This window comes from Cupriavidus sp. DF5525 (assembly GCF_040149425.2).
In the GTDB taxonomy this organism is placed as follows: Bacteria; Pseudomonadota; Gammaproteobacteria; order Burkholderiales; family Burkholderiaceae; genus Cupriavidus; species Cupriavidus pickettii_A.
Genome location: NZ_CP168266.1, coordinates 2439800 through 2460840, shown reverse-complemented (window position 1 = coordinate 2460840; position 21041 = coordinate 2439800). Strand labels below are relative to the sequence as shown.

The 21041-nt window shown below is 69.7% G+C and carries 21 protein-coding genes and 1 pseudogene; 14 read left to right on the top strand and 8 right to left on the bottom strand.

Going from position 1 to position 21041, the window contains the following annotated elements:
• Nucleotides 1-138: 138 nt before the first annotated feature.
• Both ABNX08_RS32445 and ABNX08_RS32440 read left to right on the top strand, forming a co-directional pair.
• Nucleotides 139-597 (top strand): nucleoside deaminase, encoded by a 459-nt coding sequence (locus tag ABNX08_RS32445; RefSeq protein WP_349605181.1) that lies wholly within the window; start codon nt 139-141, stop codon nt 595-597.
• Nucleotides 590-1822: a cyanate transporter gene (locus ABNX08_RS32440; RefSeq protein WP_349605180.1), complete on the top strand. Its 1233-nt coding sequence runs from the start codon at nt 590-592 to the stop codon at nt 1820-1822. Before ABNX08_RS32445 ends, ABNX08_RS32440 begins: the two co-directional genes overlap by 8 nt.
• A gap of 18 nt (nt 1823-1840) precedes the next feature.
• Here the strand turns inward: ABNX08_RS32440 and cynS are convergent, their stop codons facing one another.
• Both cynS and ABNX08_RS32430 read right to left on the bottom strand, forming a co-directional pair.
• Nucleotides 1841-2284, bottom strand: a complete 444-nt coding sequence (gene cynS / locus ABNX08_RS32435) for a cyanase (protein WP_022537277.1) — start codon at nt 2282-2284, stop codon at nt 1841-1843.
• Between the two features lie 78 nt (nt 2285-2362).
• Nucleotides 2363-2500, bottom strand: a complete 138-nt coding sequence (locus ABNX08_RS32430; RefSeq protein ID WP_349605179.1) for a hypothetical protein — start codon at nt 2498-2500, stop codon at nt 2363-2365.
• A 509-nt stretch (nt 2501-3009) separates the two neighbouring features.
• Here ABNX08_RS32430 and ABNX08_RS32425 point away from each other — a divergent pair.
• The 4 genes and pseudogenes from ABNX08_RS32425 to ABNX08_RS32410 all read left to right on the top strand — a co-directional run bounded on the left by ABNX08_RS32425 (nt 3010) and on the right by ABNX08_RS32410 (nt 6304).
• A complete protein-coding gene (locus ABNX08_RS32425; RefSeq protein WP_022537275.1) occupies nt 3010-3132 on the top strand; it encodes a hypothetical protein in 123 nt (40 codons plus the stop codon).
• A gap of 61 nt (nt 3133-3193) precedes the next feature.
• A complete protein-coding gene (locus ABNX08_RS32420) occupies nt 3194-3511 on the top strand; it encodes a YXWGXW repeat-containing protein (protein ID WP_022537274.1) in 318 nt (105 codons plus the stop codon).
• 747 nt (nt 3512-4258) lie between these two features.
• Nucleotides 4259-5239: pseudogene (locus tag ABNX08_RS32415) on the top strand (response regulator transcription factor).
• A 117-nt stretch (nt 5240-5356) separates the two neighbouring features.
• Nucleotides 5357-6304 carry a glycosyltransferase family 2 protein gene (locus tag ABNX08_RS32410; protein ID WP_022537272.1) on the top strand — a complete coding sequence of 316 codons (948 nt, stop codon included), beginning with the start codon at nt 5357-5359 and terminating at the stop codon, nt 6302-6304.
• A gap of 138 nt (nt 6305-6442) precedes the next feature.
• Here the strand turns inward: ABNX08_RS32410 and ABNX08_RS32405 are convergent, their stop codons facing one another.
• From ABNX08_RS32405 to ABNX08_RS32385, 5 genes are read right to left on the bottom strand one after another with little or no spacing between them, the layout of a single operon-like run.
• On the bottom strand, nt 6443-7468 hold the full coding sequence (locus ABNX08_RS32405) for a GNAT family N-acetyltransferase (protein ID WP_022537271.1): 1026 nt from the start codon (nt 7466-7468) through the stop codon (nt 6443-6445).
• Nucleotides 7465-8499 (bottom strand): hypothetical protein, encoded by a 1035-nt coding sequence (locus ABNX08_RS32400; protein ID WP_022537270.1) that lies wholly within the window; start codon nt 8497-8499, stop codon nt 7465-7467. Before ABNX08_RS32400 ends, ABNX08_RS32405 begins: the two co-directional genes overlap by 4 nt.
• Nucleotides 8500-8548: 49 nt before the next feature.
• Nucleotides 8549-9241 (bottom strand): phosphatase PAP2 family protein, encoded by a 693-nt coding sequence (locus ABNX08_RS32395; protein ID WP_022537269.1) that lies wholly within the window; start codon nt 9239-9241, stop codon nt 8549-8551.
• Nucleotides 9238-10461 carry a DegT/DnrJ/EryC1/StrS aminotransferase family protein gene (locus tag ABNX08_RS32390; protein WP_022537268.1) on the bottom strand — a complete coding sequence of 408 codons (1224 nt, stop codon included), beginning with the start codon at nt 10459-10461 and terminating at the stop codon, nt 9238-9240. The genes ABNX08_RS32395 and ABNX08_RS32390 overlap by 4 nt, the downstream gene beginning before the upstream one ends.
• 49 nt (nt 10462-10510) lie before the next feature.
• Nucleotides 10511-11104, bottom strand: a complete 594-nt coding sequence (locus ABNX08_RS32385; protein ID WP_022537267.1) for a sugar transferase — start codon at nt 11102-11104, stop codon at nt 10511-10513.
• 444 nt (nt 11105-11548) lie between these two features.
• Between ABNX08_RS32385 and ABNX08_RS32380 the strand changes: the two genes are divergently transcribed.
• The 7 genes from ABNX08_RS32380 (at nt 11549) to ABNX08_RS32350 (ending at nt 19328) form a co-directional block, all read left to right on the top strand.
• Entirely contained in the window at nt 11549-13639 is a 2091-nt protein-coding gene (locus tag ABNX08_RS32380) for a nucleoside-diphosphate sugar epimerase/dehydratase (protein WP_022537266.1), read from the top strand.
• Nucleotides 13640-13827: 188 nt separating this feature from the next.
• A complete protein-coding gene (locus tag ABNX08_RS32375) occupies nt 13828-14067 on the top strand; it encodes an acyl carrier protein (RefSeq protein ID WP_022537265.1) in 240 nt (79 codons plus the stop codon).
• An 8-nt stretch (nt 14068-14075) separates the two neighbouring features.
• A complete protein-coding gene (locus ABNX08_RS32370) occupies nt 14076-14822 on the top strand; it encodes an SDR family NAD(P)-dependent oxidoreductase (RefSeq protein WP_022537264.1) in 747 nt (248 codons plus the stop codon).
• Nucleotides 14819-16210, top strand: coding sequence for an AMP-binding protein (locus tag ABNX08_RS32365; RefSeq protein WP_022537263.1), 1392 nt, complete (start codon nt 14819-14821; stop codon nt 16208-16210). Before ABNX08_RS32370 ends, ABNX08_RS32365 begins: the two co-directional genes overlap by 4 nt.
• A gap of 46 nt (nt 16211-16256) precedes the next feature.
• Nucleotides 16257-17390: a hypothetical protein gene (locus tag ABNX08_RS32360; RefSeq protein ID WP_022537262.1), complete on the top strand. Its 1134-nt coding sequence runs from the start codon at nt 16257-16259 to the stop codon at nt 17388-17390.
• Nucleotides 17387-18625 carry an acyl-CoA reductase gene (locus ABNX08_RS32355; RefSeq protein ID WP_022537261.1) on the top strand — a complete coding sequence of 413 codons (1239 nt, stop codon included), beginning with the start codon at nt 17387-17389 and terminating at the stop codon, nt 18623-18625. The genes ABNX08_RS32360 and ABNX08_RS32355 overlap by 4 nt, the downstream gene beginning before the upstream one ends.
• Before the next feature lie 34 nt (nt 18626-18659).
• Entirely contained in the window at nt 18660-19328 is a 669-nt protein-coding gene (locus ABNX08_RS32350) for an acetyltransferase (protein ID WP_022537260.1), read from the top strand.
• 79 nt (nt 19329-19407) lie between these two features.
• Here the strand turns inward: ABNX08_RS32350 and ABNX08_RS32345 are convergent, their stop codons facing one another.
• The gene (locus ABNX08_RS32345) at nt 19408-19542 is read right to left on the bottom strand and encodes a hypothetical protein (RefSeq protein WP_349605176.1); all 135 of its coding nucleotides are present in this window, start codon (nt 19540-19542) and stop codon (nt 19408-19410) included.
• Nucleotides 19543-19983: 441 nt separating this feature from the next.
• Between ABNX08_RS32345 and ABNX08_RS32340 the strand changes: the two genes are divergently transcribed.
• On the top strand, nt 19984-21030 hold the full coding sequence (locus tag ABNX08_RS32340) for a polysaccharide biosynthesis/export family protein (RefSeq protein ID WP_349605200.1): 1047 nt from the start codon (nt 19984-19986) through the stop codon (nt 21028-21030).
• The last annotated feature ends 11 nt before the right edge of the window (nt 21031-21041 follow it).

Below are 21041 nucleotides of genomic sequence, written 5' to 3'. Positions count from 1 at the left end.
ATCATTTAATTTCCCAATTACCAAGCCCCGGCGTACAGTGGGCTGCCCTCGCGCGACGTTCGACCGCCTGCGGGACCTACCTGCCAAAGCCATGCCGCGCGCCCGCGCTGCGAGCATGCACTCACTTTTGTCCGGATCATGACCACTCACCAGGAATTCATGCGCGAGGCAGTCCGCCTTGCCGAAGCCAACCGTGACCGTGGCGGCCGCCCCTTCGGCGCCGTGCTGGCGCTCGACGGCAAGGCCGTCGCCACCGGTGTCAACGACATCGTCCACAGCCACGACCCGACCACCCATGCCGAGATGGAGGCCGTGCGCGCCGCCGCGCGCAAGCTCGGCCGCCCGGACCTGCGCGGCAGCGTGGTCTACGCCAGCGGCCATCCGTGCCCGATGTGCCTGACGGCGATGACCATGGCCGGCGTGCAAGCGGTCTACTACGCCTTCGACAACGACGACGCCGCGCCCTACGGCATGTCCAGCGAGGCCACCTACCAGGCGCTGCGCCTGCCGCTCGACCCGCCCCCGCTGCCGCTCACGCGCGTGCCGGTCGATCTTTCCGCCGCGCAGCTCTACGCCACGCGCGCCCCCCGTGGCTGATGCCATCGCAAACGCCCCGGCGGTCCGGGCCACGCCGCGCTGGCTGGTGCTGGCCGCGGTGGCCGGCATCGGCCTGAACCTGCGGCCGTTCCTGACCGCCGTGGGCCCGCTGGCGCCCGCGATCCGCGCCGGCACCGGTCTCAGTTACCAGGGCATGGCCTGGCTGACGCTGCTGCCGATGCTGCTGATGGGGGTGGGCGCGTTCTTCGGGCCCGCCATCCGTGCCCGGCTGGGTGCGCGTGCCGCGGTGCTCGGCGCGCTGGCGCTGCTGGGCGCGGGCTGTGCGCTGCGCCTGGGGGTGGCCGACGGCACGCTGCTGATCGCCTCGGCGGCGCTGTGCGGGCTGGGCGTGGCGGTGATGCAGGCGGCGTGCCCGGGGCTGGTCAAGCAGGAATTCCCGGAGCGCGTGGCGCCGGTGATGGGGCTGTACTCGGCCGCGCTGATGGGCGGCGGCGCGCTGGGCGCGCAGCTCTCGCCCTGGGTCAGCACGCAGGCCGGAAGCTGGCGCGAGGCGCTGGCCTTGTGGGCCGTGCCGGTGCTCGCTGCGCTGGCGCTGGCGTGGGTGGCACTGCCGCGGGCCCTGCCAGCCCGGGGCGCATCGCCGCTGCGCCCGCCAAGTGCTGCGCGCGCCCTGCTGCGGCGCCCGCGCACCTGGCTGCTGATGCTGTGCTTCGGCGTGATGAACGGTGGCTATGCCTCGCTGGTGGCGTGGCTGGCGCCCTTCTACCAGGGCCACGGCTGGAGCGCCCCGGCCAGCGGCGCACTGGTGGCGCTAATGGCGCTGGCGCAGGCCGCCGCGGCGTTGCTGCTGCCGGCACTGGCGGCGCGCCGCGCCGACCGCCGGGCGTGGATGGCCCTGGCGCTGGCCATGCAGGTGGCCGGCTTCGGCGGGCTGGCGCTGTGGCCCGATGCCGCCCCGCACGCCTGGGCAGTGATCGGCGGCGCGGGCCTGGGCGGCTGCTTTGCGCTGTACCTTGTGGTGGCGCTGGACCATTTGCCGGATCCGGACAGCGCCGGCGCGCTGAGCGCGCTGATGCAGGGCGGCGGCTTCCTGCTCGCTTCGCTGGCACCTTGGATCACCGCCATGCTGCAGGCGCGCACCGGCGGCTTTGCCGCCGGCTGGTGGTACCACCTGGGCTGCGCCGCGCTGGTGGGCGTGCTGACGCTGCGCCTGGATCCGGCGCGCTACGGCAGCGCCTATGCGATGCCGCGGGCCGCGGGATAAGCCGCGCCCGCCCCGGCTTCAGTAGGTCTTGTAGGGCAGGAACTTGCCCGACATCTCGATGCGCACCCGGTCGCCGTTGGGATCGGCTTCGCGCTGCAGGTCCATGCGGAAGTCGATCGCGCTCATGATGCCGTCGCCGAACTCCTCGTGGATCAGCGCCTTGAAGGTGGTGCCGTAGACACTGATGAGTTCATAGAAACGGTAGATCAGCGGGTCCGCGGGCACCTGCGTCGGCAACGAGCCCTTGTAGGGGACCTCGCGCAGCCACGGCTCGGCCTCGGGCGGCAGCCCGAACACCTCCATCACCGCGCGCGCCCCCGCTTCATCGAATGCCATCTGGCCCAGGCACGCGGCCGTCGTCCATTCCTTGCTGCGGCCGACGCGTTCGGCCACCTGGGCCCAGGTAATGCCGCGTGTGACCTTGGCTTCGATGATAAGGTCGGTGACGTCGCTGCGGTTCATGCTGCCTCCGTGACAATGGGGTGGTTGGGTTGAGCCACTCGGATTGCCGCGGCGGCGGGCCGCGCGAACCTCCCGACATCAGCGTGTCAGCGCTGTCTCGACGACGGCCGCGGCATCCGCGGGCGGCATCTCCTGCGGCAGCGCGAACAACGCCGCGGCGGGCGGCGACAGGCCCTGCAAAAACTGCAAGGCAAGCACGATGAGCATGACCGGCATGGCGCCTCCTTCAAGCACACGTGGCAACTTCCCGATTGGCACAGCCGGCAGCGCAAGCTTCATGCCATTGACGCGGGCGTTCCAGCGCTCGCACTCGCACCGAACACGCACCGCACCCGCACCGCACCCGCACCGTTTCCAGCGCAGCGCGAGCCATGCCGATGCAAGCCGCACCGTTATAGCGTACCCGTTTCTGCGTGCTATTTGCAGGCGCCCGCTACAGGTGCAACGCGGCGCGGGCCGGCCCGCGGAAGCGGCGCTGCCTTGCGAGAACTATTTCCGATGTAACGTCACATTACCTTCCGCCCGCCGCGTCGCAGCCGCGCCCCGGCGCCGCCACCTTACCCGCAATGCCTTGTGGCACAAGGGTTCCCGGCCGATGCCCCGGGCCGCCCCGCGCTCGCGGGCGCCCTGGGTCCATGTGAGACAGCCTTACAAGTGCAAGCACCCGGTGCCGGGTCCGCTCGCTACATTGAAGCCGTGTCCAACGCGAACCCGCAGGAGCCCGAATGAAACGCACCCTCTCCCTGATCGTGCTGCTGTCCACCACGGCCGCGCTGCTTTCCGCCTGCATCGTGGTGCCGCCGCGCGGCGGCCCGCCGCCCCGCTACCACCACTACGACCGCTACTGATTCACCACGGCTTGAACCTGCCGAGCGCAGACCCGAACCACGCCCCCCAAGGAGAACCCAAATGAAACGCCAGCTTCTGCTTGCCGCAGCCGTCCTCGCCACGGGCGGCGCCTTCGGACTGATCGCCCCCGCCGACGCGCAACCCGTGATGGTCGCGCACGGCTACGGCCCGCCACCCCCGCCGCCGCGCTACGAGCCGCACCCGGCCGCGCGCCGCGGCCAGGTCTGGGTGCCCGGCCACTGGGTCGCCAGCGACGGTCGCTATGACTGGCGCCGCGGCTACTGGCAGGCGCAGCGCCCCGGCTACCGCTATGTGCCCGAGCGCTGGGTGCGCGGCCAGCGCGGCTGGGTCATGCGCCCGGGCTACTGGGCCCGCTGAAGCGGCCCAGCGAGGCTTGCGCGGCAAGCGCGCAGGAAGCGCAACAGGGGCAGGTCAGGGCTTGCCGCCCCTGCCCCGCCGACAGTTGGTGGCAAGCCCCGCGCCGGCCAGTGCGGCCGGCGCCGCAAGGCTCATCCCGTGGTTGGAGACGCCTCTCATCCAGAAGCACTAGGCCATGCGCCCGAACTGCCGCAAAATCAGGCAGATTCATTTCGAGACCTTGTATCAGGCCCGAGTTTCATAATTGCGCCACCCGCATGCCAGATATATTACGTACACCCCACGATGGGGTTAGAAACCTCGCTAACCGGGGGCTCTGATAATGCGATCTGTTTCAATGCTGCAACCATTCAAAATCGATGTGTCACATCGATGAAACCACCGCAACCCCGCCTCAGAGCGTCGTTTGCGGAACTTTGCATGGCGCATTCGGGTGATTTCTTAAAGGATTATGACCATCCTGTCATTTCAACCCTGTCTCGTCCAAAATCCGCTCGCTTGCATTCCATTCCACCAGCCCATAAGATGAATTTAAGCCGATTTGGGAGCGAGAATCTTTCGGGTTCGGGTTCGGGTCAACCTTCCAGCCGCCGACAAGTTCCATCCAGAAGAACGGGACTGCCGGAGCATGGAAGCATGGGGGTCATCACACGCAGACAGCCACCACCGGTGGCTGCTGTTCGGTAGTGCACTCCCATACGCAAAAAGCACCCCGCGTCCGCCCCCGAGTAAACGGGGAGTGAAGTCATGAACGCGTTGCTGATCGAGGAGCATCCATTGCTCCGGCTTGGGCTGTTGCAGATGCTCGAGAACATCCAGGAATCCGCCCAGGTTGCGGCCATTGCGCCCGCGGACATCGCCAGGCTGGAGGCCCGGCACCACAATGCAGACCTGCTTGTGTTCGGCATGCCCGCCGACACGGCGCCCGGCTGGGAGCAGCTGGAACGCGCCCGTGCAGCGCTGTCACCGCAGCGCATCCTGATCCTGGCTGACGTGCTGCCCTTGCACGTGCCCAACCCTGACAGCGCGCGCGGTGTCTGCGGCTGCCTGCCCAAGTCCGCCTAGCTGGCGGTGATCGAGGCCGCCATCCGGCTGGCGGTGTCGGGCGTGCAGGGACTGCTGTTCTCGGCCGAGACCGGCGCCATGCCCTCGGCCTCGCGCTCGGCCATGCCGGCGGTGCAGTCGCTGGCGTCGGCCGCGCCGCTGCCGCTCAGCGCATCGCTCCCCACTGCCCTGCAGTCCGAACCGCTCTCGCTGGTGGCCTGCGCCGGCACGCCGCGCGGCGCGGCCCGCGCCGCGGTGGCCGTGCGCGACCTGACCGGCCTGCGCCCGGGCCAGCCGCTGTCGGCGCCGGCCGCAGCGCCAGCATCCGCTGCCAACGCCGCGCCGCTGGTCGAGGAAGAGCCCAGCTACGACGAAGCCGAGATGCTGAAGATCACGCCGCGCCAGTATGAGGTGCTGGTGCTGCTGGCGCGCGGCTACCCGATCAAGACGGTCAGCCGCATGCTCAATATCTCGGTGGCCACGGTCAAGAGCCACGCCTGCACGCTGTACCAGCGCCTGAAGGTGCGCAACAAGGGCGAGGCCGTCTACGCCGCCCTGCAGCGCGGCGCGACGCTGGAGTGGGTGAGCGGCGACGAACGCTCCACGCGCGACAGCAGTGCGCGCCCGGTGGTGGCGCCGCGCACCGGCGAGACCGCCTTCCAGGCCGCGAGCCAGGGCCTGTAACGGACAGGGCCGGCCACGACCGGCACCTGCCATTGCATCACCGTGCCGTGCCGTACCGCGCAACAGACGCGGCCGGCTCGGCACGACCGGTGAAACCAATCCGGAAGGGGGTCAACCATGCCGGCCAGTACGTTCCTGCCCACGTTCTCGGTGTGCATCTGCACGCGCGACCATCCGCAAGGGTTACACCGCACGCTGCGCTCGGTCGCCGCATCGACCATGCCGCCGCACCAGCTCATCGTGGTCGACGACAGCAGCAACTATCAGACGCGCGAGATGGTGCGCCACGGCTTTCCCGATATCCCCGACATCCCTGACGTGCTCTACCTGGAAGGCCCGCGCCGCGGCGGCGCGGCCAGCCGCAACCGCGCCCTGCGCGGGGCCACCGGCTCGCACGTGCTGTTCCTGGACGACCGCACACTGCTGGGGGCGACCTTCCTGCAGCAGATGACCGACCGCATTGCCGACGACTACGTGCACCGCGCCACCTCGGGCTGCGCCGCGCCGCTGATCCTGACCGGCACTGACGTCTGCCAGGGCCAGCGCGGCAAGCCGCGCAAGGCGGCGTTCCTGGGCTATCCGTCGCAGGACTACCGCTACGGCGAGCGGCTGTGCTCGGTGGTACTGCACAGCACCGTGTTCCCGCGCGCGTTGTTCGACCAGGTCACGTTCGACGAGCAGCTGGCGGCCGGCTATGAGATCTGCGAACTGGCCAGCCGCGCGGTGTTCGAGTTCGGGCACCGGATCGAGCTGATGCCGAGTGCGGTCAACCAGCATGCGGCGGTGCCCGCGGTGGAAGAGGCCGCGCCGGCGTGCGAGGCCTCGCGGCTCTATGTCACCTATCGACGCTACGGGCGCAGCCAGCGCCGGCATGTCAAGGCGGCGCTGTACCTGATGGTGGCGTTGCCGCATGTGCTGGCGCGCAATGTGCGCGGCGCGGGCTGGCACGGGACGGTGCCGGCCTGGGCGACCGCGCGCCAGCTGTGGGAGATGCTGCGCGCACGGGATGGGCGGTATGAGGGTGGAGGCGAACACGGCAGCCGCTTGCCCGGGTCGATGGCCTGAGCTGCCGCAGCCGTGCCGCGGCCCGGGAGCGTACCCGTTTCTGCGTGGCTCGCCGGTGGCAGGGCGTGCTTTGACGGGCGTCGGCTGAGGAGGGCGCGCTGCCGCAGGCCCATGGCAGCCACGCCTGACAGCTACCCCCTACCGCCGGTACGCCGGGAAATACCCTCTCAGATCCTCCAGCTCCCGCCCCTTCCCACCCCTGCACAACGCCGCATATCGTCGCGGATCCACGATCAACCGCTGCGTGCGGAACACGTGGGTATCCGGGGAGAACCCCCGCTTGAAGCGGAACAGCGAGTCCTGCACCTGTCCGCCGCGCCCGCCACCAAGGTTCAGCACCCGGTAGCCCTGCTCCCGCCCCCAGGCGCGCTGCGCATCGATCAGCAGCTTCAGCGGCTGCCGGTGCAGGCAGCGTTCGTCCGCGCCGTACAGGTGCCCTTGCAGGATGCCGACCGACGGCGCCACCGTCAGCAGCGCCGCGCCGATCACCGCGCCCGCCTCCTCGGCCACGAACAGCCGCAGGCACGGACCCATTTCACGGCACAGGGTCTGGTAATAGCGCTCGTCGAAGTGGTAGTACGCCGGCGCCTCGAGCCGGTGCATCGACTGGGTGTACAGCGCGACAAAGCGGCCCAGCGCGACGAACGACTCGTCAATGCGCACCGTGACCCCCGCGCGCTGTGCCTTGTTGATGTCGCTGCGGTGGCCGTGCGCGGTGTCACGCCAGTGCTCGGCCTCGCTACGGGTCAGGTCGACCGATACCGTCAGCCCCTGCTCCACTACCTCGCCCACGGCGCTGCGCCAGCCGGCATTCAGCAGCGGGTGCAGCCGGATAAACCACGACACGCAGCCGGCACTACGCAGCATTCCCACCGCCTGGCGCAGCGCCGCATCGGCAAAGTCCTGGGTCGCACTTGCGCTGAGGATCGGGCCGCCGTAGCCGTAGGGCGAGACCGCGTCCCAGCTGCCGCCGTCGAGTTCGCGCCGCACCAGCGGCACCAGCAACTCCGCATCGCCCTCGGACGCGTACAGGCCCCAGGCCGTGCCGCGGTCGCCATACTCGGCCGCGCGCAGCCAGCCGGGCGTGTGGTAGCAGTCGTGCGCGCAGCGGCGCAGCACTGCTGGCCAGGCCGGATCGGATGTCGCCAGCAGCCGGACCTTCATGCCGGGGCGTCCTGCATGCACAGGCCGGCGACCGTCTGCGCCACGCACGCGATGGCCTGCACGCCATAGCGGTAGTCGACATGGAGCGCCAGCAGCTCGCCGGACAACGCGCGGTGCGCGGCCGGCACGCCGTCGCGCTCCACCGGCCACAGCACCGCCGGATAGATGCGCGCGGCGATCAGCGCGGCGCGGCAGGCCTCGCGCGCGGCGCGCGTGGCGAAGCGCAGCATGGGGTAGGCCGGTGTGCGCAACAGCGTCACGGGGCGGTCGGGTCCGCACAGTGCGGCGAGGCGTGCGCTGAAGATGGCGCCGTTCTCCAGCCGGCGGCGCCGCAGATGGTGCAGGTCGATCGCCGGCGCCAGCGCCCGCGTGAGTGCGCACGGCCCGGAGACCTCGCCCGCGCGGCCGAGCGCGGCCTCCACGTCGCGCGCCAGCGCCAGGTAGCGCGCCTTCTCCAGCGGCGCGCCGCGCAGCCACGCTTCTTTCATCGCCATGGCCGCGGCCAGACGCGCGGCCAGCGCCACGTGGGTGTCGGTCGGGCCGGGTTGCGGCAGGCGCTGCCCACCGGCCGCGCACGCAATACCGCCGTCGGGCAGCGGCAGCGTCTTGCGCAGCGAGGCAAACACATAGTCGGGCGTGCGCGCGTAGGTCCATGGCGCCAGCCAGTCATGGGTGCGGTCCAGCACCACCGCGCCGCCGCTGACCTGCACCGTGCACGGCATGCCGAAGTACTCGACCACCACCGCGGCCTCGTCCTCGCCCAGCCGCAGCGCGGTACCGGGCTCGAACGGCGCATGCGGGTACATGCGCACGTCGATATCCTGCGCGCTGACGTCGGTCACGTCATGGCAGTAGTACGTCGGCAGGTACAGGCGCCGCCAGCCGCGGGCCTTGCCGTGCGCCACGACCGCGCGCAGCGCGTCGCGGCCGCAGCCGTAGAGCGCGGCGTCGGGCGGCACCCAGGGCGGCCCGCCCGTGGGTACGGCCGAGTCCAGCGCGAAAAATGAGCCGAATTCCGGGGCACAGTCCATATCTGTCTACCTCTCTCGTCCTCCCCGCCGGGAAGCCGCCGCGGCTTGTTCAGGTGGCGTGCCGCGACGCCTGCCGCCCCCGCGTCGACAGGCACGACCGCTTGCGCACGGTGACGCGGGTCTGGCCCGTCACCGGATCGGCATCGATCTGCCGGTAATGCCGCACCGTGCCATCCTGCCAGCGTGCCGCGTGCTCCCACATCGCGGCCTTGACCGGGTACAGCAGCCCGTGCGCATTGACAAAGACGAAGGCGCCGATGCCAAGCACCGCCACCAGCACGACCTGCGGCGCCGGCCCGCGGATACGGATACCAGCGTTCAGCCACGCCACCGCCAACCCCACCGCGCCGCCCAGCAAGGTCTCGGACAGCGTGTGGTAGTGGCCGGACACCAGTTTCAGCGCCATCGCCAGCGCCAGCGCCAGTCCCGCGAACCAGCCGATGCGTGCCACGCGCGGGCTCAGCGCCGAACCCAGCAGCATCAGCAGCACCGGGTACACCGCCGTGGTCAGCATGGCGTGGCCGCTGACGTCGTACAGGTCCAGCGCCGGCAGGTACCAGCCGCCAAAGTCAAAGGCCAGCTTGGCGCTACCCACCAGCGCCGCGCCGCAGCCGAACGACGCCAGCCACACCAGCGCGCGCCGCCATGCGCCAGCCGCCGCCAGCGCCAGCGCGATCGCCAACCCTACCGGCACCAGCCACGTGCTCTCTCCGAGCAGGATGAATGGCGGCCACTGCGTCATCGTTGCAGTGCGGCCGCTTCATCCAGCTCGACTTCGGTCGCGTGCTGCAGGGTCGCGCGGCGCATCACGTCGCACACGACCTGCGCCGTCTTGCCGATCTCCGCTTCAGTCAGCGTAGGGTGTACCAGAAACATCAGGCTGGTCTCGCCCAGCTGCCGCGCGGCCGGGAGGCGCACCGTCGGGCGCCAGCCGGTGCCGTCGAACGCCTTCTCGAGGTAGCACTCGGCGCAGCCGCCCGCATAGCAGGGCACGCCGGCGGCGTTGATCTCGGCCATGATGCGGTCGCGGCTCCAGCCTTCGGCCAGCCGCTCGGGGCGCACGAAGGCGTAGAACTTGTACCAGGCATGCTCGGCATGCGCCGGCGCCAGCGGCACGCGCAGCGCCTCGCATGCGGACAGCGCCTCGGCCAGCGCGGCGGCATGCTGTGCCCGCTGCCGGCTCCATGCCGGCAGGCGCGCCAGCTGGATGCGGCCGATCACGGCCTGCATCTCCAGCATGCGCCAGTTGGTGCCGAAGCTGTCGTGCAGCCAGCGAAAGCCGGGCGGATGCTCGCGCTCATAGACCGCCTCCCAGCTCTTGCCGTGGTCCTTGTATGACCACATGCGCAGCCACAGCTCGCGGTCGGCGGTGGTGACCATGCCGCCCTCGCCGCCGGTGGTCATGATCTTGTCCTGGCAGAACGACCAGCACCCGATATCGCCGATCGAGCCCACCGTGCGGCCGCGGTAGCGCGCGCCGTGCGCCTGCGCGCAGTCCTCGATCACCTTGAACCCGTGACGCCGCGCCAGCGCCATGATCGGGTCCATCTCGCACGGCAGGCCGCCCAGGTGCACGCAGATCACCGCGCGCGTGCGCGGGCTCAGCACGCGCTCGATGGTGGCGGCGCTCAGGTTGCCGCTGTCCGGGTCGACATCGGCGAACACCGGCACCGCGCCGGCATTGGCCACGCACGAAATGCTGGCGACAAAGGTGCGTGGCGTGACCACCACCTCATCGCCGGGTCCGATGCCCAGCGCCTTGAGCGCGACGTCCAGCGCGAGCGTGCCGTTGGCCAGCGCCACCGCATGCGGCACGCCGCACCAGGCGGCGAACTCCTGCTCGAATTCGCGGCATTGCGAACCGGTCCAGTAGTTCACGCGGTTGGACAGCAGCAGCCGGTGCACGGCATCGGCCTCTTCGGCGGTGAAGCTCGGCCAGGGCGAGAACGGGGTGTCTAGCATGGGCGTGATCGTTACCTTGGGATGAATGCAACGCGAGGGCGGGGCAGGCTCAGTTGCGGCTGCCGGTGAAAACGGTGGCTGACACTTCGCCGGCGGCGCTGATGCCATCGCGCTGCAGCACCGTGCGTACGGTCAGCCACAGGATGCGCAGGTCGAGCCATACCGACTGATGGTCGACATACCAGACGTCGAGCGCGAACTTGTCTTCCCAGCTGAGCGAGTTGCGGCCGTTGACCTGGGCCCAGCCGGTGATGCCGCTGGGCACGTCATGGCGGCGCGCCTGCTCGGGCGAATACAGCGGCAGGTATTCCATCATCAGCGGACGCGGTCCCACCAGGCTCATGTCGCCCTTGAGCACGCACCACAGCTCGGGCAGTTCATCGAGGCTGGTGCGGCGCAGGAGCCAGCCGAAGGGGGTGATGCGTTCATGGTCGGAGAGCAGCTCGCCATCCGGGCCGCGCGCGTCGGTCATGGTGCGGAACTTGAGCAGCTCGAACGGCTTGCCGTGCAGGCCTGGGCGTGTCTGGCGAAAGATGACGGGACCGCCCAGCTTGATGCGGACCATCACGGCGAGGACCAGCAGCGGCACGGCGAGCAACAGCAGCGCCAGCGACGCGAGGACAATATCGAGGATGCGCTTCATGATGTGATGGTTATGTGGCGGCAGGGACTTGCCGGGGGCCGCGAACGGGCCGGCATGGCGCGCTGCGCCTGGCTGGAAACGCCTTCATCTAATCAAAGTTCATCAGGCAAGTGAAGGCAGCCATGTGGCCTAGACCACCAGCAGGAAGGTGCGCGCAGTTGCCGGGCGAGGGCTTCCGTTTGCGTACGGCAGCGCACGCTGGCCAATTGCGCGCGCCAGGCAGAAAACAATAATGGCTGGCATGGAACACTATCTCGGAACATCGCGCCGTCACCGTGGCGCAGGCCTCCCACGGCGCCTGCACCTGGCGCGGCAAGGCATGCGCCGCGGCCATCCGCGCGCGCCGCTGGCAGGCATGGTTCGGGCAACGCTGTACGCTGGAACGGGGTCGCTGGCGGCGTCCGTCGCACCGCCGTCGCGCAGGCACGCAGGAGGGCCACGGCCATGAGCACCCCGCTGTTCCCGCTGTCGCAATGGCTGGTGTCGCTGCCGCGCCGGCGCAAGGTGGCGCTGATGGTGCTGGCCGACCTGGTGGCGCTGCCGCTGTGCTTCACGCTGGCGCTGTTTCTGCGCTCCGGCAACTTCGACCTGGTCACGCACTACGGCGTGACGCCCGCGGCGGTGATCGCGATCTGCACGATCCCGGTGTTCTCCTTCAGCGGGCTGTACCGCACCGTGGTGCGCTACTTCGACCTGAAGGTACTGTGGATCACAGGCACCAGCCTGGCCTGCCTGATCGGGCTGACCTACGGGCTGTCGTTCCTGGTCAACCTGGACCGGTTGCCGCGCACGGGCGTGCTGATCTACTGGTTTATCGCCTTCGCCTACGTGGTGGTGTCGCGCTTCGTGGCGCGCGCGCTGCTCAACCGCACGCAACAGCGGCGGCTGCCCGCGGACAGCCGCCCGGCGCTGCGCGTGGCGATCTTCGGCGCGGGCGATGCGGGCTTCCAGCTGGCCATCGCCATGCGGGCCAGCCTGAATCACAAGGCGGTGTGCTTCTTCGATGACGACATCACGCTCGACAAGAAGATCTTTGCCGACCTGCCGGTCTACCACAGCGACCAGATGCGCGAGCAGATCTACCAGCATGGCATCAACGAGGTGGTGCTGGCGATGCCCACGTTGTCGGTCGAGCGCCGGCGCATCATCGTCGACAAGCTGCACCGCTACGCGGTCAGCGTGCGCACGCTGCCGACGCTGCTGGAACTGGTGGACCGCAAGATCACCATGCAGTCGATCCGCGACATCAAGATCGAAGACCTGCTCGGGCGCGATATCGTGCCGCCGCGCGAGGAGCTGTTCGCCAAATGCACGCACCGCAAGGTGGTGCTGGTGACCGGCGCCGGCGGCTCGATCGGCAGCGAGCTGTGCCGTCAGATCGCAACGTGCGACCCGGCCCGCCTGATCCTGTTCGATCACTCCGAGTTTGCGCTCTACGTCGTGGAACAGGAACTGCGCCGCGGTTTCCCCGGGCTGGACCTGCAGGCGCGCATCGGCTCGGTGTGCGATGCGGAGGCCGTGGCCGCAGCCATGCGCGGGCAGCAGGTCGACACCATCTATCACGCGGCCGCCTACAAGCATGTGCCGCTGGTGGAAGGCAATATGTCCGAGGGCATCCGCAACAACGTGCTGGGCACGGTCAATATCGCCAACATGGCGGACCACTTCGGCGTGCGCACCTGCGTGCTGATCTCCACCGACAAGGCGGTGCGGCCCACCAACGTGATGGGCGCCAGCAAGCGCATCGCCGAGCTGGTGTTCCAGGCCGCCGCGGCGCGGTCCGGCACGCGCACCACCTTTGCCATGGTGCGCTTCGGCAACGTGCTGGGCTCGTCGGGATCGGTGGTGCCGTTGTTCCGCCGGCAGATCCGCGCGGGCGGCCCGATCACCATCACGCATCCGGACGTGATCCGCTTCTTCATGCTGATCCCCGAGGCGGCGCAGCTGGTGATCCAGGCCGGCGCGATGGCGCGCGGCGGCGAGGTGTTCGTGCTCGACATGGGCAAGCCGGTACGCATCGTCGACCTGGCGCGCTCCATGATCGAGATGTCGGGGCTGGTGGAGCGCACCCGCAAGAATCCCGCGGGCGATATCGAGATCAAGGTGGTGGGGCTGCGCCCCGGCGAGAAGCTGTACGAGGAGCTGCTGATCGGGGGCGACGTCACCCCCAGCGAGCATGAACGCATCATGTGTTCGCACGAGCCCTTCCTGGAGCAGACCGAGCTGGAACAGCGCCTGGCGCGCCTGTTTGCCGCGTGCGAGACGCGCGACGAGGTCAGCATCCAGACGCTGGTGCAGGCGGTCGTGCCGGAGTACGCGCCCTACACGTCGCTGGACAACCGCCCCGCCGCGCCCGCACGGGCGCAACCGGCAAGCCAGCAGCCCGCTGCGCAGCCCGAGAGCGTGCCGCCCGAAGGCGCGCGCCAGCCGCTGCAGGCCGCCATCCGCAAGATTGCTGGCGCGCCGCTGTTCCCGCCCGAAACCGACACCCAGCTGGAGCCGGCCAGCGCTGCGGCGCCCGGCAATTCGCCATGAGGACCTACGGCCTGCCGCACGGGCGCGCGCCGTGCACTTCAAACAGGCGTGCGAAACCGTACAGAGCACAACGCCGCACCGGCCTACGATGACGCGGTGCACACCAGAGGCGGGGCGGCGCGAGTCAGTCCCGCCTTTGCGTGGCGCCCGGCAACCGTCCCGTGCGTTCTCTACCTGAAGCCGACACCATGACCAACACTGCCAAACTGCACCGGGTTTTTGCCGACGTACTGTGCATCCAGGAAGACCGCGTGACCGACGACCTGACCTACAACACCATCCCCGAATGGGATTCGGTGGCGCACATGGCGCTGGTGGCCGAGATCGAGAACTTGTTCGAGATCATGATGGACACCGACGACATCGTCGACATGAGCTCGGTGGCCAAGGCCAAGGAAATTCTCGCGAAATACCGCGTCGTCCTGTGAGGTGCACCGTGCTGCTCGAAGACAAGATCGCACTGGTCACCGGCGCCACCCGCGGCATCGGCCTGGCCACCGCGAGGCTGTTCGCCGCCGAAGGCGCGCACGTATTCCTGTCGGGCCGCTCCGAGGAGCGCGTGGCGCAGCGCCGCGCGGAGCTGCTCGACGCCATGCCGGGCGCGAAGGTGACGCCGCTGGTGCTGGACGTCAGCCAGCCCGAGAGCGTGCGCAACGCGTTCCAGTCCGTGTTCCGGCAGGTCAAGCGCCTGGATGTGCTTGTGGCCAACGCCGGCGTGCTGGAGGACGCGCTGATCGGCATGGTGACCGAGCGCCAGATGCGCCATGTCTTCGACACCAATACCTTTGGCGTGCTGCATTGCGCGCAGTACGCCAGCCGCCTGATGGCGCGTGGCCAGGGTGGCAGCATCGTCAACCTGGCCTCGATCATGGGCACCAACGGCAATGCCGGCGAGGCGGTCTACGCCGCCAGCAAGGCCGCGGTGATCGGCATCACCAAGTCGCTGGCCAAGGAGCTGGCGCCGCAGAATATCCGCGTCAACGCGATCGCGCCCGGAGTGATAGACACCGACATGGCGCGTTCGGTCGGGCCCGAGTGCTTTGCGCGGGCCGTGGCCTCGGTCAAGATGGGCCGCGTGGGGCAGCCGCTGGACGTGGCGCGGGTCGCGGCGTTTCTCGCCTCGGACCTGTCGGCCTACGTCACCGGCCAGACCATCGGCGTGGATGGGGGGATGCTGGTTTGACCTTCGCTCATCGCCTGCAGGCATTCGGCAGCCAGACCGCGCTGGTGCTGCAAGACGGCACCCGGGTCAGCTATGCGGCACTGGCGCGCGAGGCCGATGTCACCTACACCGTCGCCGGCGCGCCGGCGCGGCGCCGCACGCTGGTTGCGATCGAATGCGCCAACAGCCTGCCGTCGCTGGCCGCCTACCTGGGCGCACTGCGTGCGGACATCCCGGCGCTGCTGGTGGATGCCGGACTCGACGTCGACCTGCGTGAAGCGCTCTACGCGCACTACGGCGTGGCGCATGTCCACACCGACGACGGCTGGCAGGCGCGCGCGCCCTCGTCGCCGCCGGTGCATCCGGACCTGGCGCTGCTGCTGTCGACCTCGGGCAGCACCGGCGCGCCCAAGCTGGTGCGGCTGAGCGCGCACAACCTGCAGGCCAACGCCAGCGCGATTGCCGGCTTCCTGGCGCTGGACGACAGCGAGCGCGCCATCACCTCGTTGCCGATGCACTATTCCTACGGCCTGTCGGTGATCAACAGCCACCTGCTGGTGGGCGCGACGCTGGTAATGACCGGCGCGCCCCTGACCGCGCGCGCATTCTGGGACCGCCTGCGCGAGCAGTCGGCCACCAGCCTGGCCGGGGTGCCGGCGCAATACGCGATCCTGCGCCAGCTGCGCTTCGAGCGCATGGCGCTGCCGTCGCTGCGCACGATGACGCAAGCCGGCGGGCGCCTGCCCGACGCGCTGCAGCGCTGGTTCGGCGAACTGGCGGCTGCGCGCGGCCAGCGCTTCTTCGTGATGTACGGACAGACCGAGGCCACCGCGCGCATCGCCTACGTGCCGCCCCACCGGCTGCTGGAGAAGATCGGCGCGATCGGCATCGCCATCCCCGGCGGCCGGCTGGAGCTGCGCCGCGAGGACGGCAGCCTCGCCAGCACGCCCGGCGAGAGCGGCGAGCTGTGCTACACCGGCCCCAACGTGATGCTGGGCTACGCTACCGAAGCCGCCGACCTGTGCGCGCCGGACCTGCAGCAGGGCTACCTGCGCACCGGCGACCTGGCGCGGCGCGACAGCGATGGCTACTTCCACGTGACCGGGCGGCTCAAGCGCTTTATCAAGGTATTCGGCAACCGCATCGGCATGGACGAGGTGGAGGCGCAGCTGCGCAACGAGCGCCATGACGTGGCCGTCACCGGGCGCGACGACCTGCTGGTGGTGGCGGTGCGCGGTGCCAACGCGGCCGCGCTGGACGAACTGGCCAACACCATCAGCAAGCGCTACCGGCTGCACCGCTCGGCCATCCGGGTGGTGGGCGTGCAGGCCTTCCCGATGTCCGGCGCGGGCAAGGTGCGCTATGCCGACCTACTGAGCGACGTGGTCCACGCACCAGCCGCAGGCTGACCCCAATCCAACGAGCCCGACGCTGCGCCCACAGGAGATCCACAGCATGGCAACCGAGCGCCCGTACTTCGACTGGCCGGTCTACGGCGTGCCGCACGCCGAGAAGTCAGCGCATCTGGGCATGCTGCTGAGCGCGCTGACCTGGCACCATGCCGAGCATTGCCCGCCCTACCGGCGCGTGCTGGAGGGGCGCGGCTACCACGGCGGCGAGCGCTTCGCGCTGGAGGAACTGCCGTTCCTGCCGGTGCGGCTGTTCAAGGAATATGAACTGCGCTCGGTCGGCGAAGCCGATGTGTTCAAGGTGCTGACTTCGTCGGGCACCACCTCGCAGCGCGTGTCGCGTATCGTGCTGGACCGCGCCACCGCCACCGCGCAGACGCGCGCGCTGGTGCTGATCGTGCAGCAGTTCCTGGGCAAGGCGCGCCTGCCGATGCTGGTGCTCGACCACCCCGCGGTGATCCGCAGCCGCGCCTCGTTCTCGGCGCGCGGCGCCGGCATCCTGGGCTTTTCCAGCTTTGGCCGCGACCACACCTATGCGCTGCGCGAGGCCGACATGGCGCCGGATCTCGGCGTGATCGCGGACTTCCTCGCACGCCACCGCGGCGAGCGCATCTTCCTGTTTGGCTTCACCTTCATGATCTGGCGGCACTTCCTGGCCGAGCTGGACCGGCAAGGCGCCGACCTGGACTTCGGCGAGGCGGTGCTGATCCACGGCGGCGGCTGGAAGAAGCTGCAGGACGAGGCGGTGGACGGCGCCACCTTCCGCCGGCGCCTGCGCGAGCGCTGCAATATCGGCGCGGTGCACGACTTCTACGGCATGGTCGAGCAGGTCGGCTCGATCTTCATGGAGTGCGAGCATGGCCGGCTGCATACGCCCGCCTTTGCCGACGTGCTGATCCGCAATGCGCGTGACTGGTCGGTGCAGCCGCCGGGCCGGCCCGGTGTGATCCAGGTGCTGTCGGCACTGCCGGGCAGCTATCCCGGCAACAGCCTGCTGACCGAGGATACCGGCACCTGCCTCGGCATCGACGACTGCCCGTGCGGGCGGCTGGGGCGCACCTTCCGCGTGCACGGCCGCATCCCGCGCGCCGAGCTGCGCGGCTGCAGCGACACCTATGCGGCCGGATTGCCGTCCATGGGCGCCAGCCATGGCGCCGTCACCGGGGGAGCCCGCGCATGAGCACCCTGGTCTTCCTCAATCCTGACGTCCCCGGCATCCCCGCGGCGGTCGCGCCCGAGGCGCTGGCCGGCGTGCCGGTGCTGCCGCCGTACAGCGACGCGGCGCTGGCGTTCGCCGCGGCCCTGTCCGAGGCGCTGCTGCATGCGCCGCAGGCGCGCGCGTATCCTGAGCTGACCGCGCTGGCCTTCTGGCTGCGCCGGGCCAACCTTACGCGGCTGCGCGACGACGTGCGCCAGCAGTGGCAGGCGCGCACCGATGCGCCGGTGATGGTGCCGCGCGGCACCGTGCTGCATATCGCGCCCGCCAATGTCGACACCATCTTCGTCTATTCATGGATGCTGGCGCTGCTCAGCGGCAACCGCAATATCGTGCGCGTGTCCACGCGCGAATCGCCGCAGGCGGCGCTCTTGGTCGACGCGGTGCGATGCCTGCTGGCCGAGCCCGCCCACCACGCCATCGCCCAGCGCACGCTGCTGGTGCGCTATGCCGCCGATGAGGCCGTGACCGCGCGGCTGTCGGCGGTGTGCGACGTGCGCGTGATCTGGGGCGGCGACGATACCGTGGCGGCGTTGCGCCGCATTGCGCTGCCGCCCACGGCCACGGAGATCTGCTTCCCGAACAAGTATTCGCTGGCGCTGGTGTCGGCCGCGGGCTGGCTGGCCGCGACGCCGGCGCGCCAGGACGAATTGGCGCACGCCTTCCACAATGACGCCTACTGGTTCGGCCAGATGGCGTGCTCTTCGCCGCGGCTGGTGCTGTGGATCGGCGAGCGCGGCGAGGCGCGCGAAGCCAGCCGCGACTTCTGGCAGCGGCTCGGCGACATCGTCGCGGCCAGGGCGCCGGCGCTGGGCGAAGCCGATTACGTCAACAAGCTGGTGGCGGCCGACGCGCTCGCGATCGAGACCCGTGCCGAAGCGCGCAACGAAGGCAGCAATGACCTGGTGCGCGTATGGCTGGACGAACCGGCGCTGCATGCCGCGCGCCATTGCGGCGCGGGGCTCTTCTTCGAATCGTCGATGCCGGCGCTGACGGACCTGCCCGCGCTGCTGGACCGCAGCGTGCAGACCGTCGCCTACGCCGGCTTCGATGCCGCCGAGCTGCGCCGCTTTATCGCGGCCAGCCTGCCTGGCGGCATCGACCGCATCGTGCCGTTCGGCAAGGCACTGGCGTTTGCGCCGGTGTGGGACGGCCTGGATCTGACCCGTGCATTCCTGCGCGAGGTCAGCGTGTACTGAAGTCGTCTCCAAGCGCCTCAGGCGCCAACCCATCATGCCGTTGCTGCATCCCGAACCCGTTTCTTCCGTCGTCATCGCCGGCGCCGGCGGCTTTGCGCTGGAGATCTTCGACTACCTGTACGAGGAGTCCCTGGCCGGCGGCCCCGCGGTGGCCGGCTTTATCGACGACGCCCCCGGCAAGGTGCCCGACGGCGTGCCGCTGCCGCACCTGTCGAGCGTGGCGGACTTTCGCGCGGCGCCCGGGCAGGTGGTGGTGGTGGCGATCGGCATGGTGCGCGCGCGGCGAGCGGTGAGCATGCGGCTGGCGGGCAACGGCGTGGCGCTGCCCGCGTATGTGCACGGCGCGGCCATCGTGTCGCGCCACGCGCGGCTGGGCACGGGCGTGCTGGTGTGCCCGCTCGGCATCATCAACCGCAACGCGATGATGGAAGACGGCACGCTTGCCGGCGTGCACTGCAGCGTCGGCCATGGCGCACGCGTGGGGGCGTACTCGATTCTTTCTCCGTTCGCGGCGCTCAACGGCGATGCTTCGGTCGGCGAGGGGTGCTTCCTCGGCACGCGCGCCACCATCTATCCGCGCATCCACATTGGCCGCGAGTGCGTGGTCGATTCGCATTGCGGCGTGCGCGCCAACGCACCGGAGCGGCAGATGATTTCCTCGCGCGGCACCTACCAGGTCAATCCGCTGCGCCTGCCCGCCTAGTGCCGGCGCGGCGTGCGTGGCAAGCGTGTGCATGCGGCGGGGCGCGCAGCCCCTCCCATGAACCGAACGCGATCGCAGTTCACTCGAGCCACCATGCAAACCAGAGTGCTGGCTCCGGTTCGATGACCTCATTGCAGCCATTGATGTCGGTGGCGACCACCGGCAGCCCCATCACGGCGCCCTGCAACTCGCGTCCCTGTTGGCGTGCGTGCACAGCCCCGCATGTTTGCGGCGTAGCGTCGGCAGCGCGGGCAGGGTCGTGTGGCCGCGTCATGGGGCCGTGCCATAGGGCCTCGCAGCACTCGGCCAGAAGGCCCTCATCCATCGGCGTGAGAGCAGGCTTTGCGCACCGCTGCGGCCCTGCGAGAGCTTGGCACAAGCGGGGTTTAAACCCATCCGATTGGGCCCGACGCAATGTGCGAGAGCGCACCGAAGCTAGACCTCCGGGTTCATACGATGAGCTCGGAAGGCATGGGCACGAGGCGCCATGTCGGCGTTGTCGACCGAGGAGACAGCCATGAGATCAGACCGGACAAGGGCCGCAAGCGGTCCGGAGGCAGCAGCACCGCAAGACAAGCACGGCGCCCGCGCGGCACGATCGCTCGGGGTGGCCGCCGCCACCCTGCTGCTTGCCGCCTGCGCCGCATCCCCCGGCATGTATTTCGAACCCAGCGGCAAGGTCAGCGCGGTGGGCGACGACGCGATCGCCACCACCACGCCGATCACGCTCGACCTGGTGCGCAAGCTGAAGGCCAAGCCAAAGGTGGATAACCTGGGCGTGGACGAACTGTACGCCAAGCCCCAGCCCTATCGCATCGGTCCGGGCGACATCATTTCGGTGGTGGTCTGGGACCACCCTGAGCTGGTGTTCCCCACGCAGACCTACAGCGTGGGCGCCACCTACGAGATCCCGCAGTCCACCGGCGGTTCCAACGTGCCGGGCTACGTGGTGAGCGCCTCGGGCGACATCCAGTTCCCGTATGCGGGCGTGATGAAGGTAGCGGGGAGCACCGCCAATGAAGTGCGCGACCGCATGGCCAAGGTGCTGTCGCGCGTGGTGCGCGATCCGCAGATGACGGTGCGCGTGCTGGGCTTCCGCAGCCAGCGCGTCTACGTCGACGGCGAAGTGAAGACGCCCGGCATGCAGGCCATCGACGATGCGCCGATGACGCTGGTCGAGGCGCTGAACCGCGCCGGCGGCGTGCTCAACACCACCGGCGACAACAGCCGCGTGCGCGTCACCCGCGGCGAGCGCTCCTGGCACGTGAACATGCCCGCGCTGCTGGCCAAGGGGGTCGATCCGTCACGCATCCTGCTGCGCTCGGGCGACATCGTGCGCGTCGAGCAGCGCGAGGACAACAAGATCTTCGTCACCGGCGAAGTGGTCAGGCCGACGTCGCTGCTGATGCGCAACGGCCGCATGACGCTGAACGAGGCGCTGGGCGATGCCGGCGGCGTGAACCCGAACTCGGCCAACGCCGAGCAGATCTTCGTGATCCGCAAGCAGCCCGACGGCGAGCCCAAGGTGTTCCACCTGGACGGCAATTCGCCGGTGGCGCTGGCGATCGCCGAAGGCTTCGAGCTCGAGCCCAAGGACGTGGTCTATGTCGATGCGCGCAACCTGGTGCGCTGGAGCCGGGTCATGAGCCTGCTGTTGCCGATCACGCAGCCCGCGATCAGCGCCGGCACGGGCTTCAGGTAAATCGAGCGGAA

Coding starts and splice junctions, on each gene's coding strand:
- ABNX08_RS32380 (WP_022537266.1), top strand. CDS start 11,549: ATGAGCACCCCGCTGTTCCCGCTGTCGCAATGGCTGGTGTCGCTGCCG.
- ABNX08_RS32445 (WP_349605181.1), top strand. CDS start 139: ATGACCACTCACCAGGAATTCATGCGCGAGGCAGTCCGCCTTGCCGAA.
- ABNX08_RS32430 (WP_349605179.1), bottom strand. CDS start 2,500: ATGCCGGTCATGCTCATCGTGCTTGCCTTGCAGTTTTTGCAGGGCCTG.
- ABNX08_RS32395 (WP_022537269.1), bottom strand. CDS start 9,241: ATGACGCAGTGGCCGCCATTCATCCTGCTCGGAGAGAGCACGTGGCTG.
- ABNX08_RS32420 (WP_022537274.1), top strand. CDS start 3,194: ATGAAACGCCAGCTTCTGCTTGCCGCAGCCGTCCTCGCCACGGGCGGC.
- ABNX08_RS32425 (WP_022537275.1), top strand. CDS start 3,010: ATGAAACGCACCCTCTCCCTGATCGTGCTGCTGTCCACCACGGCCGCG.
- ABNX08_RS32340 (WP_349605200.1), top strand. CDS start 19,984: ATGTATTTCGAACCCAGCGGCAAGGTCAGCGCGGTGGGCGACGACGCG.
- ABNX08_RS32400 (WP_022537270.1), bottom strand. CDS start 8,499: ATGGACTGTGCCCCGGAATTCGGCTCATTTTTCGCGCTGGACTCGGCC.
- ABNX08_RS32385 (WP_022537267.1), bottom strand. CDS start 11,104: ATGAAGCGCATCCTCGATATTGTCCTCGCGTCGCTGGCGCTGCTGTTG.
- ABNX08_RS32390 (WP_022537268.1), bottom strand. CDS start 10,461: ATGCTAGACACCCCGTTCTCGCCCTGGCCGAGCTTCACCGCCGAAGAG.
- ABNX08_RS32405 (WP_022537271.1), bottom strand. CDS start 7,468: ATGAAGGTCCGGCTGCTGGCGACATCCGATCCGGCCTGGCCAGCAGTG.
- ABNX08_RS32355 (WP_022537261.1), top strand. CDS start 17,387: ATGAGCACCCTGGTCTTCCTCAATCCTGACGTCCCCGGCATCCCCGCG.
- ABNX08_RS32410 (WP_022537272.1), top strand. CDS start 5,357: ATGCCGGCCAGTACGTTCCTGCCCACGTTCTCGGTGTGCATCTGCACG.
- cynS (WP_022537277.1), bottom strand. CDS start 2,284: ATGAACCGCAGCGACGTCACCGACCTTATCATCGAAGCCAAGGTCACA.
- ABNX08_RS32375 (WP_022537265.1), top strand. CDS start 13,828: ATGACCAACACTGCCAAACTGCACCGGGTTTTTGCCGACGTACTGTGC.
- ABNX08_RS32350 (WP_022537260.1), top strand. CDS start 18,660: ATGCCGTTGCTGCATCCCGAACCCGTTTCTTCCGTCGTCATCGCCGGC.
- ABNX08_RS32360 (WP_022537262.1), top strand. CDS start 16,257: ATGGCAACCGAGCGCCCGTACTTCGACTGGCCGGTCTACGGCGTGCCG.